Annotated in this window: 15 protein-coding genes; 12 read left to right on the top strand and 3 right to left on the bottom strand. The window is 45.0% G+C overall.

Annotated features, from left to right (window positions below; genetic code table 11):
* Window positions 1-184: 184 nt before the first annotated feature.
* The 5 genes from cyoA to MJB10_RS13630 all read left to right on the top strand — a co-directional run bounded on the left by cyoA (window position 185) and on the right by MJB10_RS13630 (window position 5,779).
* On the top strand, window positions 185-1,162 hold the full coding sequence (gene cyoA / locus MJB10_RS13650) for a ubiquinol oxidase subunit II (RefSeq protein WP_314795427.1): 978 nt from the start codon (window positions 185-187) through the stop codon (window positions 1,160-1,162).
* Window positions 1,163-1,202: 40 nt separating this feature from the next.
* The gene (locus MJB10_RS13645; protein ID WP_314795425.1) at window positions 1,203-3,173 is read left to right on the top strand and encodes a cbb3-type cytochrome c oxidase subunit I; all 1,971 of its coding nucleotides are present in this window, start codon (window positions 1,203-1,205) and stop codon (window positions 3,171-3,173) included.
* Window positions 3,173-3,793: a cytochrome o ubiquinol oxidase subunit III gene (gene cyoC / locus MJB10_RS13640; RefSeq protein ID WP_314795423.1), complete on the top strand. Its 621-nt coding sequence runs from the start codon at window positions 3,173-3,175 to the stop codon at window positions 3,791-3,793. Before MJB10_RS13645 ends, cyoC begins: the two co-directional genes overlap by 1 nt.
* The gene (cyoD, locus tag MJB10_RS13635) at window positions 3,794-4,120 is read left to right on the top strand and encodes a cytochrome o ubiquinol oxidase subunit IV (RefSeq protein WP_314795421.1); all 327 of its coding nucleotides are present in this window, start codon (window positions 3,794-3,796) and stop codon (window positions 4,118-4,120) included. It abuts the gene before it with no gap.
* Between the two features lie 165 nt (window positions 4,121-4,285).
* Window positions 4,286-5,779 (top strand): L,D-transpeptidase family protein, encoded by a 1,494-nt coding sequence (locus tag MJB10_RS13630; protein ID WP_314795419.1) that lies wholly within the window; start codon window positions 4,286-4,288, stop codon window positions 5,777-5,779.
* A 4-nt stretch (window positions 5,780-5,783) separates the two neighbouring features.
* On the opposite strand, the gene MJB10_RS13625 is transcribed toward MJB10_RS13630, so the two are convergent.
* A complete protein-coding gene (locus MJB10_RS13625) occupies window positions 5,784-6,899 on the bottom strand; it encodes an aminopeptidase (protein WP_314795418.1) in 1,116 nt (371 codons plus the stop codon).
* 110 nt (window positions 6,900-7,009) lie between these two features.
* Here MJB10_RS13625 and MJB10_RS13620 point away from each other — a divergent pair, with 110 nt between their 5' ends.
* A complete protein-coding gene (locus MJB10_RS13620) occupies window positions 7,010-7,615 on the top strand; it encodes a hypothetical protein (protein ID WP_314795417.1) in 606 nt (201 codons plus the stop codon).
* Window positions 7,605-8,771, top strand: a complete 1,167-nt coding sequence (locus MJB10_RS13615) for an MFS transporter (protein WP_314795415.1) — start codon at window positions 7,605-7,607, stop codon at window positions 8,769-8,771. The genes MJB10_RS13620 and MJB10_RS13615 overlap by 11 nt, the downstream gene beginning before the upstream one ends.
* Window positions 8,772-8,815: 44 nt before the next feature.
* On the opposite strand, the gene udk is transcribed toward MJB10_RS13615, so the two are convergent.
* Both udk and MJB10_RS13605 read right to left on the bottom strand, forming a co-directional pair.
* A complete protein-coding gene (gene udk / locus MJB10_RS13610; protein ID WP_314795414.1) occupies window positions 8,816-9,451 on the bottom strand; it encodes a uridine kinase in 636 nt (211 codons plus the stop codon).
* 109 nt (window positions 9,452-9,560) lie between these two features.
* Window positions 9,561-9,878 carry a hypothetical protein gene (locus MJB10_RS13605; protein WP_314795413.1) on the bottom strand — a complete coding sequence of 106 codons (318 nt, stop codon included), beginning with the start codon at window positions 9,876-9,878 and terminating at the stop codon, window positions 9,561-9,563.
* Window positions 9,879-10,203: 325 nt separating this feature from the next.
* Between MJB10_RS13605 and MJB10_RS13600 the strand changes: the two genes are divergently transcribed.
* The 5 genes from MJB10_RS13600 (at window position 10,204) to MJB10_RS13580 (ending at window position 15,012) form a co-directional block, all read left to right on the top strand.
* Complete coding sequence (locus MJB10_RS13600) at window positions 10,204-10,584, top strand: hypothetical protein (protein ID WP_314795412.1); 381 nt, start codon at window positions 10,204-10,206, stop codon at window positions 10,582-10,584.
* Between the two features lie 8 nt (window positions 10,585-10,592).
* On the top strand, window positions 10,593-12,128 hold the full coding sequence (locus tag MJB10_RS13595; RefSeq protein WP_314795410.1) for a sensor histidine kinase: 1,536 nt from the start codon (window positions 10,593-10,595) through the stop codon (window positions 12,126-12,128).
* Window positions 12,125-13,687 (top strand): DUF3369 domain-containing protein, encoded by a 1,563-nt coding sequence (locus MJB10_RS13590; RefSeq protein WP_314795408.1) that lies wholly within the window; start codon window positions 12,125-12,127, stop codon window positions 13,685-13,687. The genes MJB10_RS13595 and MJB10_RS13590 overlap by 4 nt, the downstream gene beginning before the upstream one ends.
* Window positions 13,688-13,763: 76 nt before the next feature.
* Window positions 13,764-13,904, top strand: a complete 141-nt coding sequence (locus MJB10_RS13585) for a hypothetical protein (protein WP_314795406.1) — start codon at window positions 13,764-13,766, stop codon at window positions 13,902-13,904.
* A gap of 256 nt (window positions 13,905-14,160) precedes the next feature.
* Complete coding sequence (locus tag MJB10_RS13580) at window positions 14,161-15,012, top strand: patatin-like phospholipase family protein (RefSeq protein ID WP_314795404.1); 852 nt, start codon at window positions 14,161-14,163, stop codon at window positions 15,010-15,012.
* Window positions 15,013-15,135 lie beyond the last annotated feature (123 nt).

Below are 15,135 nucleotides of genomic sequence, written 5' to 3'. Positions count from 1 at the left end.
CTTAGAAGGCTTTTTGCTGTTCATATTTTTACGGTAGAGTCAACAAACGTTCTGTGACATTTGTTTTACAGTACAACGTCGAACCGTTGACGTATTTGTTAAGTTCTGTTTGCCGATGATGAACTTTTATAAGTAAGATGATATGTTGATAGTAGTTAGTGACGTCGAAGGGGAGGTAAACAAGATGAAGAAGAGAAAGCTTAAACAAGCATCGTTGATCTTCATGATGGTCGCCATCATCGCTGTATTGTCAGGATGCAGTCATCAAGCTATGGTTTTTGATCCAAAAGGACCGGTGGGTGTCGAACTGAGAGATCTAATCGTCATTACCACTGTGTTGTGTGCGATTATCCTCGTGCCTGTTCTCATTTTAACGGCTTGGATCGTATGGCGATATCGCGATAAAAAGGGAAATAAAGCTTCTTACGAACCGAATTGGTCCCATAGTACAAAATTAGAAACGATTTGGTGGGCCATACCGATTATAATCATTGGCGCGATCGGTATCATCACTGTGAAATACACGTATGCGACGGATCCTGCCAAACCTTTAAAGTCTGATAAAGAGCCCATAACGGTTCAAGTCACTTCGCTGGATTGGAAATGGTTATTTACGTATCCAAAGCAAGGGATTGCGACTGTTAACTATTTGCAAATTCCCGAGGATACGCCAATTAAATTCGAATTAACATCGGATGCGCCAATGAATTCGTTCTGGATTCCGCAGCTAGGCGGGCAAATATATACGATGTCTGGCATGGCGATGACCTTGTATTTGCAAGCAGATGAAATCGGTCATTACTTCGGAACGGGTGCGAACTTCAGCGGCGAACATTTTGCTGACATGACCTTCGATGTGAATGCAACGTCACGTGAGGATTTCGATGCTTTCATTGCCACAACGAAAAAGGTTCCTACCAAATTGACAAAAGAAGGCTATGATGAATTAGCTTTGCCTGGTAAATCAGGCGTGAGGTATTTCTCTTCCATCCCTGACGGCCTGTTCGAGCAAATTGTAACCAAATACACGAAAGGTCAATCTGTTCATAGCGGGCATGCTGCAAGTCACTCCAATGAAACTGATAAGAAAGAGACCTCGATGAATCAAAGCGGTATGAACCACGGTGACATGGACCATAGTCAAATGCATGGTGCAAAGTAACGAGTAACAGATCAAAGATTCACGAAAGGGAGATCATCTCATGTTCGATAAAATAAAAGATTTCGCATCCGATTTTTTCGTTACAGGCGATCCGATGATTCTTGGGGCCCAAGTTAGTATTGGTCTCACACTGGTAGCGATTGTATTCGTTCTAACCTTCTTCAAGAAATGGGGATGGCTATGGCGCGAATGGCTAACCAGTGTTGATCATAAACGAATCGGTATTATGTATATCATCTGTTCGATTCTCATGCTGTTCCGCGGCGGCGTTGATGCGCTGCTGATGCGAGTACAGCTTGCTATGCCCAATAGCGAGTTCTTGCAGCCTGAACATTATAATCAAATTTTCACCACGCACGGCGTTATCATGATATTGTTTATGGCGATGCCATTAATGTTCGGATTGTTTAACATTGTTGTGCCACTCCAAATCGGAGCAAGAGACGTAGCGTATCCGTTCTTAAATTCGCTTAGTTTCTGGATGTTCTTCTGGGGAGCGATGCTATTCAACGTCTCCTTCATCATTGGCGGCTCACCAGATGCGGGTTGGTTAAGCTATCCTCCGTTATCTGAAATGTCGCATAGCCCAGGCGTAGGCGAGGATTTCTATATTTGGGGGATTCAAATTTCAGGGATCGGGAGTTTAGCGACGGGGATTAACTTTATTGTGACCATTTTGAAGATGCGTACACCTGGAATGAATTTGATGAAAATGCCTATGTTCACATGGTCTGTATTCTCGAGCTGCATCATTATTATTTTCGCATTCCCGATCTTGACGGTTACATTGGCGTTGCTATTTCTAGATCGCTTCCTGGGCGCGCATTTCTTCACCCTAGACGGCGGCGGCAACCCGATGATGTATATCAATTTAATCTGGATGTGGGGCCACCCAGAGGTTTATATCGTTGTTCTTCCAGCCTTCGGTATTTTCTCTGAAGTCGTAGCAACCTTCGCGAAAAAGAGACTATTCGGGTACAAATCGATGGTGTTTGCCATGTTGATTATTAGCTTATTTTCCTTCTTTACATGGGCTCATCATTTCTTCACGATGGGTTCAGGTGCTGATGTGAATGCGTTCTTCGCGATAAGTACAATGCTCATTGCCATACCGACAGGCGTCAAGGTATTTAACTGGTTATTCACAATGTTCAGGGGTAAAATCCAGTTTACGACACCGATGTTATGGACCATCGCGTTCATTCCTTGCTTTATTGTCGGTGGGATGACTGGCGTGCTGCTCTCCGTTGCTCCAGCAGATTTTCAATTTCATAACAGCTATTTCCTAATTGCACATTTCCATCAGGTATTAATCGGCGGGGTCGCTTTCGGTTACTTTGCGGGACTGTATTACTGGTGGCCGAAGATGTTCGGCTTTAGACTCAATGAGCATTTAGGGAAATGGGCATTCTGGTTGTGGAACATTGGCTTCTATGTTTGTTTCATGCCGCAATATTTCCTTGGTCTAGATGGGATGACGCGTCGTACGTATACCTATAGTTGGGATATGGGCTGGGGACCGCTAAACATCGTATCTACCGTCGGCGGTTTCTTGATGGGGTTAGCTTTCCTCTTCCAAGTGTGGCAAATCGCACACTCCATCAAGTTCTTTAAGGAGCACAAAGTTGGTAGCGATCCGTGGGATGGTCGTACATTGGAATGGTCGATTCCTTCACCAGCGCCGATCTATAACTTTGCCGTGCTGCCGAAAGCCGAAGTGGCTGATGTTGTGTGGGAAGAGAAGCAAGGTACGGTAAAAAAACAACCTGTTCCTACGACGTATGAACCGATTCATATGCCTAAAAATTCAGGGATTCCATTTATTATGTCAGCAATGTGGTTCTTCGCTGGATTCGGTTTTGTGTGGGGTTGGATGTGGCTGACGATTCCAGCTTTAATCGGTGTTGCCATTTGTATGTTGGCTCGTTCCTTCAGTTACGATACAGATTATTATATTCCAGCAGAGGAAGTCAAAGCGACGGAAGACGCATGGAGAGGAGTGAAGGTCTAATGGCACACGCGATTTCACAAGCTGGACATCATCATGGACACGATCATGATCACGAACATGAACATGAGTCGTTGAAGACGTTCGGATTTTGGATATTTTTGATCACAGACTGTATCTTGTTCGGATCTTTGTTTGCGACGTATGTGGTTCTTCATCAGAATACGAACGGAGGTCCGACAGCCGAAGAACTTTTCAAAATGCCCGGAATCATTGCAGAGACGTTCATCTTGCTTACAAGCTCCTTTACTAGCGGTTTGGCCGTGCTCGGCATGCATAAAGGCAATATGAAGCAATTGATTGGCTGGTTAATCATAACGGTTCTTCTAGGGGCATCCTTCGTTGGTCTTGAGCTCAATGAATTCATTCACATGGTTAATCATGAAGGGGCGAGCATTAGCACAAGTGCATTCCTATCTGCTTTCTTTACCTTGGTAGGGACGCACGGATTGCACGTATCGGTTGGATTAATCTGGATGATCGGATTAGTTATCCAATTAAGACGCCGCGGAATCACGACGGTGACGAAGCGTAAAGTTGCGGTTATTTCCCTCTATTGGCATTTCCTTGATGTGGTTTGGATCTTTGTTTTCTCAGTTGTTTATCTCATGGGGGTGATGTAGGTGAGTCAATCGCATACAAATTCGCACAATCATGAATCGCATGGTTCACTGAAATCGTATATCATCGGCTTCGCCTTATCGATCCTTCTCACGATTGTTCCGCTAGTCGCCGTGATGAATCACATGCTTGGAAAAACAGGCACCATCGTCATCATTCTAGTCACGGCAGTTCTGCAATTCGTTGTGCAGCTTTTCTTCTTCATGCACCTCAAAGAAGGAGAGAATGCGCGTTGGAACATGATGGCGCTGATCTTTGGGTTAATCATCCTTCTAACCATTGTTGCTGGTTCTATCTGGATTATGACTTATAATTCAGTAGTTCATTAAGATACACTTTCATGGAAATAAGACGTTTTTCTGCCAGAATATCTGGACGGCGAACGTCTTTTTCTTGTTTTTCTACACCCTTCATGATACATTATGTATCAGAGATACTTATTGTATCATGCATCGCGTGTGGACAAGCCAAATTCATGAACGGAGAGGAGCCGAATGATCCGACATAATCAACGCTTTCGCAATCAACTTGATGATCATCTCATCCATTTGCACAAGAATTTGTTCATAAGTCATTCTGATCCGCTCTATCATGAGAAAGTGATTCGTTATTTAGACGCGCATTCGCCCGAGGCACACTACAATTTGGGACAAAAGTTTCAGACCAAAGGGAATTGGCAACGCGCGCGATTTCATTATGCCGAAGTGCTTAAGACGTACCCGTCGCCTTTTTATTCTGCCGCGAATCGTGCTATTCACGATCTAGATCAGCGTCATGCCTCGCACGTGGCGAGTCTTGAGCAAGCGTTCCCGACGCGGAAGAAACCCTTATTACCGCCTTTTATGAAAATGCTGCTAGCTGTCCTGCTGATTATCAATGTGGTCTTGGTGCTGCTGTTCGCAGGGAGCCCGTCGATTCCTCGACTTGTATCCCATTTGAAAGTATGGGGAGTGGGAAGTGAAGTTACGTATGAAACGGTGGACAAGCCATTCATGCTGTATATTTCACCTGATGCTCCTCATGCGGAGATCGAGCAAGCGCTTCACAAACAAGCAGTGACGTTAGCGAAAGACATGCCCAAAGCGAATATTATTATTTATGGAATTGTGACGTCTGACCCAGCAGATAAGGGAAAAACAATGTTGCTGAGCAATGAAGACGTGATTCAACAAGCGATCGTTGTGGCCACGTATCACCCTGAAACAGATGCAAGTGTCCATATTCGCTTCTTAAATGGGGAATTTAAAGAGCACCAACCGCTTAGTGCGTTTGGTGCTAATTTAGTTCGAACCGCCTTGGAAACGTATCGAAAGGATATGGGGCATGTACCCGCGCAAATCGATGAGTTAATGCGGGATTACCCAGCCAATTACTTGAGTTTTATTCCTACTGAAGCAATTTCAGGTTCAAATCAGGTAGTCGCCGATTATGACGGGTATGGAGGCTGGATCTATAATCCCGCAGCTGGTGATATGGCCCATATGTTCTATCCGAATATAGCGGAAATGACGGAAATCAGCTACGCCCCCGTTCATATAGTAGTGAATAAAGCGGAGCACGAAGTGAAACTTGTCAGCGGTAATCTGCTGCTCTGGCAGAAACCAATCGGTCTCGGTGCCGGCGGAAGCACGCCTGAAGGCGATTATCGCGTCGTAGATCGTGTTCTGCAGCCCATGGGCAAAACAACGCAAAGTTATGGAACCGCAGGTTTAGGGTTAGGCGCAATCGCTTTGCACGGCACGTATGACGAGAGCTCTATCGGCAATGATAAATCCTTCGGCTGCATTCGACTAACGAATGCCGATATGGAGAGCCTATTTCCCTTCGTTCCCAAAGGAGCGGAGGTTCGCATTCTCTCCACGTCATCCTCGACACTAATTCATTCAACAATTGTTAATGTGATGAACCAAGCGCCCAGCCTTATTCCGTCTAACATGCCAAAGCATGTGGAGAGCTCAGAAGGGGTTGTGTTTCATTGGCTCGGATAATTAACTACATTAAATTTTCTGGATTTAGTTTCTCCAGCTCTGGAATTACGAAACGTCCATCTTTTCTAATGAGTACATCGTCAAAGTAAATTTCTCCGCCGCCATACTCAGGACGTTGGATAAGGACCATATCCCAGTGTACAGAGGAACGGTTCGTGTTATCCGCGGTTTCATAAGCCTGACCAGGTGTAAAGTGAATGCTGCCATCGATTTTCTCATCAAACAAAATATCTTTCATTGGGTGTTTAATGTACGGGTTCACACCGATGGCGAATTCGCCGATATAGCGCGCGCCGTCGTCGGTGTTCAGGATTTCATTCAATTTCTTCGTATCATTCGAAGTTGCGTTTATGATCTTGCCGTTCTCGAAGGTAAGTACGATATTCTCGAAGGAAGTGCCTGAATAGATCGTCGGTGTATTGTAGCTAATCACACCATTGACGGAATCTTTCACTGGTGCAGTGTACACCTCGCCGTCGGGCAAATTGCGTAGGCCTGAGCAAGGTACAGCCCCAATCCCTTTGATGGAGAAGCTAACGTCGGTGTCCTTCGCTACTAGTCTTACGCGATCCGTCCGATTCATCAAATCGACAAGGGATTCCATCGCTTTCGCCATTTTGCTGTAATCCAGGTTGCACACATTAAAGTAAAAATCTTCAAACGCTTCCGTGCTTTTACCTGCCAGCTGCGCCATAGAAGGGTTCGGGTATCGCATAACGACCCATTTCGTATTGTTGATACGCTCGTCAAAGAGCGGTCGTTGGAAATACTTGAGGTACATCTTCATTTGTTCGTCTGGGACATCGGATGATTCGGTAATGTTATCTCCGCTGCGCACCGCGACATAAGCATCCATCTGTTTCATTCGAACCATTTCAAATTCAGACCATTTGCTCAGCTGTTCTTGTGTACCTTTCATTTGCAAGCTGCGCATAATCGCAGGATCGCGCAATTCAATGAACGGGTTACCGCCAGCCGCGTACACTTCCTCAATTAAACATTTGGCAAGCTCCTGATCTTTCACACCTATCATTTCAATCAATATGTTCTCACCTGGTTGAAGGTTAACGGAATATTGAATAATGTTACGGGCGAATGTCTGTAGTCTTGGATCTCTCATGCATGAAGTCTCCTTAAATGAAAAATACGTACATCCGAATTATAACGCAACACCTTCCTGTAATCCAATCGGGGACATGGCTTCATGGGCTTGGAAGGGGTATACTAGGGATGTTAGTGAGAGTAGGTTACAATGCCACCAACAAGATGAACGCTCAACTAGAGGAGGACGCTATGGCAAGAGAGCAAATCAAAGTGCCTTTCGGTTATGAACCACAAGAGGAATCAACGAAAGGGACCGTTATTGTTTGCGAAACATTCGAAGACTGGACGGAGCTTGAGGTCAAAGCCTTAATCGCTTGGGCAGAGGAACGGAAATTTGTCCGTGTCATTCTGTATCCCCAGCATGAAGAGACACTTCGACGCATGGACATTCGGGCAGCACAGCCGTATTATGCCCGTGTCAAGCACATCACTGCGCTTGTGGATGAAATGGATACACCGCTGCAAGTAGATGTTGATACATGGGAAGGGAAGCGTAAGAAATATACGCCACTGGATACATCTTTTAGTTTTCTTACTGAGAAATCACCAAGTCCGCACTTCATATGCATGAGTGACCGTTATGCCAATCTGTTCGTGACATACCCATCCTTTAAGGAGTGGATTAAAAAGGCAAGACTCGTCATCTTTACCGAATTCCATGTGCCCCTTCACGGTAAGTTGAAAGATTATGAGGGTAGATGGGAAACGGTGGATTTCGGGCATGGTTCATAAATTTCTGACATTTTCCAAGTCATCTTATCAATTAACGACGTTAATTATGGTTGTCATTGTAGCAGGCATGAGCCAAGGCTTGCTTATGCCGCTTCTAACGATTTTGCTGGATCGTTCAGGTGTTTCACCTGATGCGAACGCGGTTAATGCTGTAGCAATGTATCTCGGTATTTTCGGAACAATGTTCGTCATAGAACGCCCTGTACGCCGATATGGCTATAAGCCTGTCATTCTTATTGGGATGGGGCTTATTATCGTTGCAACTGTGATGTTCCCGATCTGGCAGGGGGCAATCGTGTGGTTCGTGCTACGGCTCATCGTTGGCATCGGGGATAGCGCACTGCATTTTGCTACCCAGTTGTGGATAGTTGCAGCGAGTCCGAAAGAGAAGAGAGGACGTAATATCTCACTATATGGCATGGCATATGGCGTTGGATTTAGTTTAGGCCCGATCGGGATTACGCTGCTCAAATTCGGGGTTTGGGCGCCATTTGTGGCGACTAGCGCTTTTTTTGTGCTCATTTTCGCCCTAGTGAGCAGACTTGTTAATGAACATCCTGTGCGTGCTGAACGCTCGGAAGCGGCTCATCGCAGGGTATCAACGGTGTATGCATTGGCGTGGTTTCCGCTCTTTACTTCGCTTTTATACGGTTATATGGAAGCTACGATGAACAGTAATTTTCCGCTGTATGGCTTGCGGATTGGGATGACGGAGTCCGTCATTGGGCTGTTGCTCCCTGTGACAGGGATTGGCGGACTTATTCTGCAGCTGCCGCTAGGCATTTGGAGTGATCGAATCGGTCGCAAACCGATTCTGATTGGTTCCGCGATATTAGGTGCCTTTGCCTTCGGTTGTGTCCCTTTCGTTGGAACTAATCCATGGAGCCTTGGGCTATGTTTAGGGATAGCAGGGGGAATGGTAGGGTCGTTCTTCTCGCTAGGACTTGCTTATGCGGCAGACATTGTGCCGCGGCATTTGCAGCCGACAACGAATATCGTCGCCTCTATTCAATACAGCCTGGGAAGTATTATCGGGCCATTAGTTGGCGGTCTATCTTTGAGCTATATTAGTGTATATAGCATGTTTTACTTTTTAGGACTCATTTATCTGCTGTTTGGGCTTTCAGGGTTCGTCTTCAAACGTCAGGTGGAATAAGAAAAGCCACTCTTCCTCAAAGGAGGGAGGGTGGCTTATTGACTTTAGCCAATCTCGTAATTGGCCGCTTGATCGGTCATGTAACGTTCGGTGAGAATGGTCAGCAACGAGATGCCGATTTGATTTTCTCCACCTTCAGGAATAATGATGTCGGCGTATTTCTTCGACGGTTCAATGAAGGCGTCATGCATCGGTTTTACCGTGGTTAAATATTGATCAAACACGGATTGCAGCGAACGCCCGCGCTCGTTAATATCACGGGATAAACGCCGCAGAATACGAACATCTGGGTCGGTGTCGACGAAAACTTTGATGTTGAGCGCATTACGCAGCTCTTCGTCCGTCAGAACATGAATGCCCTCAATTAACACGATGGGCTTAACTTCAATCCGAATCGTCTCTTGCGAGCGAGCGTGCTGTGAGAAGTCATAAACAGGGATGTCCACCGCTTGACCGTTCTTCAAAGCTTGCAGATGCTGGAGCAGCAAGGCATTCTCGAAAGCATGCGGATGGTCATAATTAATGCGCTCCCGTTCTTCGAATGTCAATCCGCTATGATGAAGATAATAATTATCTTGTGAGATTAACGTGACGTTAGTGGATCCGAGTTTCGTCATAATCGATCGTGCTACAGTTGTTTTACCTGAGCCGGTACCACCGGCAATTCCAATCACGAGCATGGTTGTAATGCCTCCCCAAATAACTTGAAAACCTTCCTACGTAGTGTAACATACTGTACACCCAAAAGAAAAAGTGATCGAAAATCGATCACTTTGGAAAGGGAAAGGCCTAGCGAACTTGCTTAGGAGTATGGAATTTCTCTTGACTGGCCTCAATATCCTGAGCTGCTTGGTTTAACTGCTCGAAGGTTTGCTTGATTTGCTGCCCAAACTGATCGTTTGCAAACTCGGCCAACTGCTTTTGTGCTTGTGTGACCTGGTGATCCGCTTGAACAAGCGCTGCTTGAGCAGATTGAATCGCATGTGGATTAGACTCCTTGATCGCAACTTGCAGCTTATGCTGCGCGTCTTGGGCTTGCAGCATAGCGTGATCGGCTGCGTCTAGGGCATGCTGAACCGGTTGTTGATGTTGATTTGTTCCTGTCATGGGGGAGTTCCTCCTAATGGGCTTCATATGTTAGGGAGAAGCGATGATAAGCGACTTTACTACATTGCTCCAAAACTAGGGAAATCATTCGAATTTGGGAAATGAAATTATTTCCTGGGTAAGCGCAAAATGTGAGCGTTCTCATGAAGTTTCGACAATAATTGTCAGACAATTTAGAATATAGTGACAAAGCGTGCTGCGTAAGGTTATTCATACACTTGTTACCAAAAATAAAAGTGGACAAACGCTCCTTTTATTCTTAAGCTAGAGAAGATAGATTTTGTGACAGCAATAGACAAAAAACATCTTCATGGGGGATGAAAAAGTGAGTAAAATCAAGGGTTTATGCATGATTGCTGCGTTGGCACTCATGATTTCCGGTTGCGGAACTGCGAAGAAGACAGAAACGATGACAGCATCGTATACACCAACATTAGAAGTCACGAATGTCGTGAAGGATGACCAAGTGACAGTCCATATAAAGACGGATCTTAAGGTGAGTAAAGAACATTATGATCAACAACGTATTCAAGGTGAAGGACATATCCATATGTCTCTAGATAAAGGCGAGAAGATTGTTGTTTTGTCAACGGAGAAAGTTTTCGAACATATGACCAAAGGAACCCACGAATTAAAAGTCTCTTTACATAATAACGATCACACGCCTTATGATGTTAGTCAGACGATATCGTTTGATGTGAAGTAGGGATCGTCATGCCAATACGCCAGAAGAAGTTAAGCTTGCAAGGACGTATTATTTTGCTCGTGACAACAGTAACCGTTGGGATGCTCTCGACCATGATGGTTTTCGACACCATTTCCCTAAATCAATCCATTCGTGAAGCATATGTTAGTCAAATTAGCGGAATGACGATCGCGATTAATGGACGTTATGAAGAGTCTCGATCCATTAATGACGTTCAACAAATTTTCGATTACATCCAATATAAAAACAGCCGCGTCTTAGATATGAAACTGTACGACAGCAGCGGAACGATTCTCGCTGCGTCAAACCGCAAAGAGATTGCAACAAAACTAGATCCTTGGTTAGTCATGATTCCTAAAGGGGATCAAACCGTCGTCGATCGCGTTCCCTTGGCAGAAAGTGATAAACCTGTCGTTCGTTTGACAGCTCCGCTGCAGGAAGATGGCAAAGTGGTTGGGGCTGTGGAAGTCATATTCGATTCTTCCGAAGAAGAGCAGTTGCTTGAACGAAGATCAAGATTGATCCTCATCGTCGGCATCAGTATTGCGATTATTCTCTCAACGCTGCTATGGCTCATTTTACGGGTCATCGTAATCCGTCCATTGAGTCGGTTGCGGGAAGCCGCGGTCATCGTCAAGCAAGGCGGGGATTTACCGAAATTGCATTTTAAAGCTTCACCAGAGATCGCGGAAGTTTCGGAAGCATTCAACGATATGGTGAGCAATTTGGACGAGCGTTATCAAGAGCTTCAGCAAGCGTTAGACACACTCCAGCTGACACAAGACCAATTAGTGCAATCCGAGAAAATGGGAGCGCTAGGGAGCCTTGTGGCTGGCGTGTCGCATGAAATTAATACACCGATTGGTATCGGAGTAACAGCAATATCATTTATGGACCAGAAGACCAGGCAATTTCAAGCGTTATATGAATCTGGTAAGATGAAGAAATCGGATTTAGAACAATTCATGCAAATATCGCTCGAAACGAATGCCATGGTACAGTCCAATCTAGAGCGCGCCTCTTCGTTAGTTCGGAATTTCAAGCAAATTTCCGTGGATCAATCGACAGAAATGAAACGCAATATTCCAATCAAAGAATATCTCGATGGCATTATTGCCAGCTTGAAACCAGCGCTTAAAAAAACGCGACTTCGACTAGATGTTGCATGTAACGAACATTTGAAGCTATATACATACCCTGGCGCCTTATCACAAATTATTACGAACTTGGTTATGAACTCATTGAATCATGCTTATGAGTCAGATGAAGAAGGAAACTTATTTATTCAAGTTTTTGAGCAGCCCGAGCAGATTTTAATTGCTTATTCGGATGATGGTAAAGGCATGACGGAGGACGTGTTAGATCACATTTTCGATCCGTTCTTTACCACAAGTCGTGGTCAAGGGGGGACAGGCTTAGGCATGAACATCGTGTACAATCTTGTCACACAATCCCTTAATGGTTCGATTCAGTGTTCTAGTCAGCTAGGCCAAGGAAGCTTGTTTACTATCACAATCCCCAAAGAGGAGGAAGCTGATCTATGACAAATGAAGTGGACTCAACCGATCAGGATGAGCTTCTCTTTGCCGCAGAAGACGACGAAAGCCCATCCCTTGCAAACGTCGAGCATGATCCTTGGATTGTGCTCATCGTCGATGATGAGAAACAAATTCACCAAGTGACCAAAATGGTCCTTCAAGATTTTGAATTTGCAGGCAGAAAGCTAGAATTTCATAGTGCCTACTCCGCTTATGAAGCGAAGCAACTGTTGATGCAATATCCTCAAACCGCACTCGTTCTCCTGGATGTTGTCATGGAATACGAGGATGCGGGTCTGCATATTGTAAAATTCATCCGTGATGAATTAGCGAATCAAGCTGTTCGTATTATTTTACGTACGGGGCAGCCAGGCCAGGCGCCTGAGAGAACCGTAATTATGGAATATGATATTAACGATTATAAAGAAAAGACGGAGTTAACCTCTCAGAAGTTGTTTACATCTGTAGTGACTGCGCTTCGCTCCTACCGTGATATCAAAACAATCGAGAAGAGCAGAGTCGGGTTAGAAGAGATTATTAAGTCGTCTGCGACACTCTTTGAATTACAATCCATGAAGAAATTTGCCTCAGGTGTTTTGACTCAAATGACGTCCATCGTTAATCTACATAAGAATGCGATTCATTGCAGCTTCGCCGTCACCAAAGGTGTTGAAGATATATATATCCTCGCGGCTAGCGGTGATTACGCAACGAATCAAGACGCGAGAGCGCGGGACGTGGTGCCGCCCGAGGTGCTCGGTGAAATCGAGCTTGCCTTTCAGAATCGGAAGAGCAGCTTCGCGGCTGACCGCTTCGTCATTTATTTCCAAAGCAAGATGGGCATGGAAAATGTCATTTATATGAACGGGTTCAACGCACTCAGTGAGTGGGAGCATTATCTTGTAGATATTTATTGCGCGAATGTGTCCGTCGCTTTCGAGAACATTTACTTGAACAATGAGCTGGAGAGCACCCAGCAAGAAATTATTTATACGATGGGTGAAATTACGGAGACGCGATCGCAGGAAACGGGTCATCATGTCAAAAGAGTGGCAGAATACTCTCGCTTATTAGCGCTTAAATATGGTTTAGGTGAACAAGAAGCGGAGATCATCCGTTTGGCGTCGCCGATGCATGATGTTGGCAAGGTTGGGATCCCAGATGCAATCCTCAATAAACCAGGGGCGTTAACGACAGAAGAGTTTGAAGTGATGAAAACCCATGCGAATCTAGGTTACGAAATGTTGAAGCATTCGAATAAGAAAGTTCTTCATGCCGCGGCGATTATCGCCCACCAACACCATGAACGGTTTGATGGAAGCGGATATCCGCAAGGCCTCGCGGGTGAGGATATTCATATTTACGGGCGGATTACAGCCCTAGCGGATGTGTTCGATGCTCTATGCAGCGATCGCGTCTACAAGAAAGCGTGGGAGCTTGATCGCGTAATCGATCAGCTGCGATCAGAGCGTGGTAAACATTTTGATCCTGAGATCGTGGACTTATTTCTTCATCATCTAGATGAATTCATCACAATTAAAGAGAAGTATAAGGAAAATCGTTAAGGACATTAACCTTTCGTCAGGCATAAGTTAGGGAGCTCCTTCTCATACTAGCGATGAGATGATGGAGGTGAAACGAATGCCGAAAGTGAATAAGCCTGATAAGAAACATAATCAACAAAACGCAGCGCATTTTACAGAAGAGGCTCAGACGCTATCCAAGCAGAATGCCGCTGAATTTCCGCCGAGTTTGAATCAAATTAGTAAAAACAAGTCATGATTGTATAGCTGTTCGGTGCCCCTTGTTCATGGAACGAGGGGTTTTCACATTGTGTGGAATCTCCTCTTCAAAAGTTAACGTGAACGTAAATTTCGGCAAAATCACGGTTGACCTGTGATTATTCGGAACTAGTCGCAAAAAGGGAGTGAAAATCGACGGATTTGTCCAGTTTTCGAAGAGGAAGACGTATTTCTTTTAATTGACAATTCCTGTATGCTAGAAAGGGGCTTGAGACAGAGAGAAAGAAGGTGTCACCATGGAAGGAATTGGACTCGTACTGGAAGGCGGAGGTATGCGAGGGGTATACACCGCGGGAGTCTTGGAATACTTTATGGAACAAAATTTATATTTCCCATATGTAGTTGGTGTATCAGCAGGGGCGTGCAATGCCGTTTCCTATATTTCCAAACAGCCTGGGCGGAATAAGAAAGTAACGATCGGCTATATTGCAGATCCTCGCTATTTAAGTTATCGAAATTTACTACGTACGAAGAGTATTTTCGGAATGGATTTTATATTTAATGAACTGCCGAATCGGCTAGTTCCGTTTGACTATGACACGTTTTATGCTTCAACGCAGCAATTTGCGATTGGAACGACGGATGCTCACACAGGTGAACCGATTTATTTTACCAAAGAAGAATTGCAACAGCAGACGATGCCGATCGTTCAAGCGTCCAGCTCGTTGCCGTTCGTAGCTACGCCGATGCAGTATGCGGGCAGAACATTATTTGACGGCGGACTCGTCGATCCGATCCCTGTGCAGAAATCTGTGAAGGACGGCAATCGTAAGCATATTATTGTTCTGACCAAGGAATATGGCTATCGAAAAAGGCCTTTCAAACAGCGTTGGTTAGCGAAAAGCTTTTACCCGAAATATAATGGCCTAGTCGATGTCCTGGTGAATCGCAGTGAAATTTATAATGGCACGCTAGAAACCATTGAGCGCATGGAAGCGGATGGCAGTGCGCTGATTATTCGCCCTTCGACTAAGGTTGAAGTAGGCCGGATGGAGAAGGATCCGCGCAAGTTGGAGAAATTGCATGAGCTCGGTTACGAGGATGCCAAACGTATGGGTTCTCAGCTGGCGGACTGGTTAATACAATAGAGTTCGAATTGAATTGGATGTTGAAAGAAAGGAAGCCACTTCTGTGAAGAAGTGGTTTTTTGCCGTTACCCAATGATGATGGAATGAAAACTAACATAATCTGCTTGATCTTTAGTTATTTAA

Source organism: Paenibacillus sp. MBLB1832, assembly GCF_032271945.1.
GTDB lineage: Bacteria > Bacillota > Bacilli > Paenibacillales > NBRC-103111 > Paenibacillus_E > Paenibacillus_E roseopurpureus.
Note: the sequence above shows the minus strand (reverse complement) of the source record. Positions and strands in the feature narration are given on the sequence as shown.

Bases quoted from the DNA above. Each gene is read 5' to 3' on its own strand.
- MJB10_RS13625 (WP_314795418.1), bottom strand. From the start codon at position 6,899: ATGAGAGATCCAAGACTACAGACATTCGCCCGTAACATTATTCAATAT.
- cyoA (WP_314795427.1), top strand. From the start codon at position 185: ATGAAGAAGAGAAAGCTTAAACAAGCATCGTTGATCTTCATGATGGTC.
- MJB10_RS13590 (WP_314795408.1), top strand. From the start codon at position 12,125: ATGACAAATGAAGTGGACTCAACCGATCAGGATGAGCTTCTCTTTGCC.
- MJB10_RS13615 (WP_314795415.1), top strand. From the start codon at position 7,605: ATGGTTCATAAATTTCTGACATTTTCCAAGTCATCTTATCAATTAACG.
- MJB10_RS13645 (WP_314795425.1), top strand. From the start codon at position 1,203: ATGTTCGATAAAATAAAAGATTTCGCATCCGATTTTTTCGTTACAGGC.
- MJB10_RS13585 (WP_314795406.1), top strand. From the start codon at position 13,764: ATGCCGAAAGTGAATAAGCCTGATAAGAAACATAATCAACAAAACGCA.
- MJB10_RS13580 (WP_314795404.1), top strand. From the start codon at position 14,161: ATGGAAGGAATTGGACTCGTACTGGAAGGCGGAGGTATGCGAGGGGTA.
- cyoC (WP_314795423.1), top strand. From the start codon at position 3,173: ATGGCACACGCGATTTCACAAGCTGGACATCATCATGGACACGATCAT.
- udk (WP_314795414.1), bottom strand. From the start codon at position 9,451: ATGCTCGTGATTGGAATTGCCGGTGGTACCGGCTCAGGTAAAACAACT.
- MJB10_RS13595 (WP_314795410.1), top strand. From the start codon at position 10,593: ATGCCAATACGCCAGAAGAAGTTAAGCTTGCAAGGACGTATTATTTTG.
- MJB10_RS13630 (WP_314795419.1), top strand. From the start codon at position 4,286: ATGATCCGACATAATCAACGCTTTCGCAATCAACTTGATGATCATCTC.
- MJB10_RS13620 (WP_314795417.1), top strand. From the start codon at position 7,010: ATGTTAGTGAGAGTAGGTTACAATGCCACCAACAAGATGAACGCTCAA.
- MJB10_RS13605 (WP_314795413.1), bottom strand. From the start codon at position 9,878: ATGACAGGAACAAATCAACATCAACAACCGGTTCAGCATGCCCTAGAC.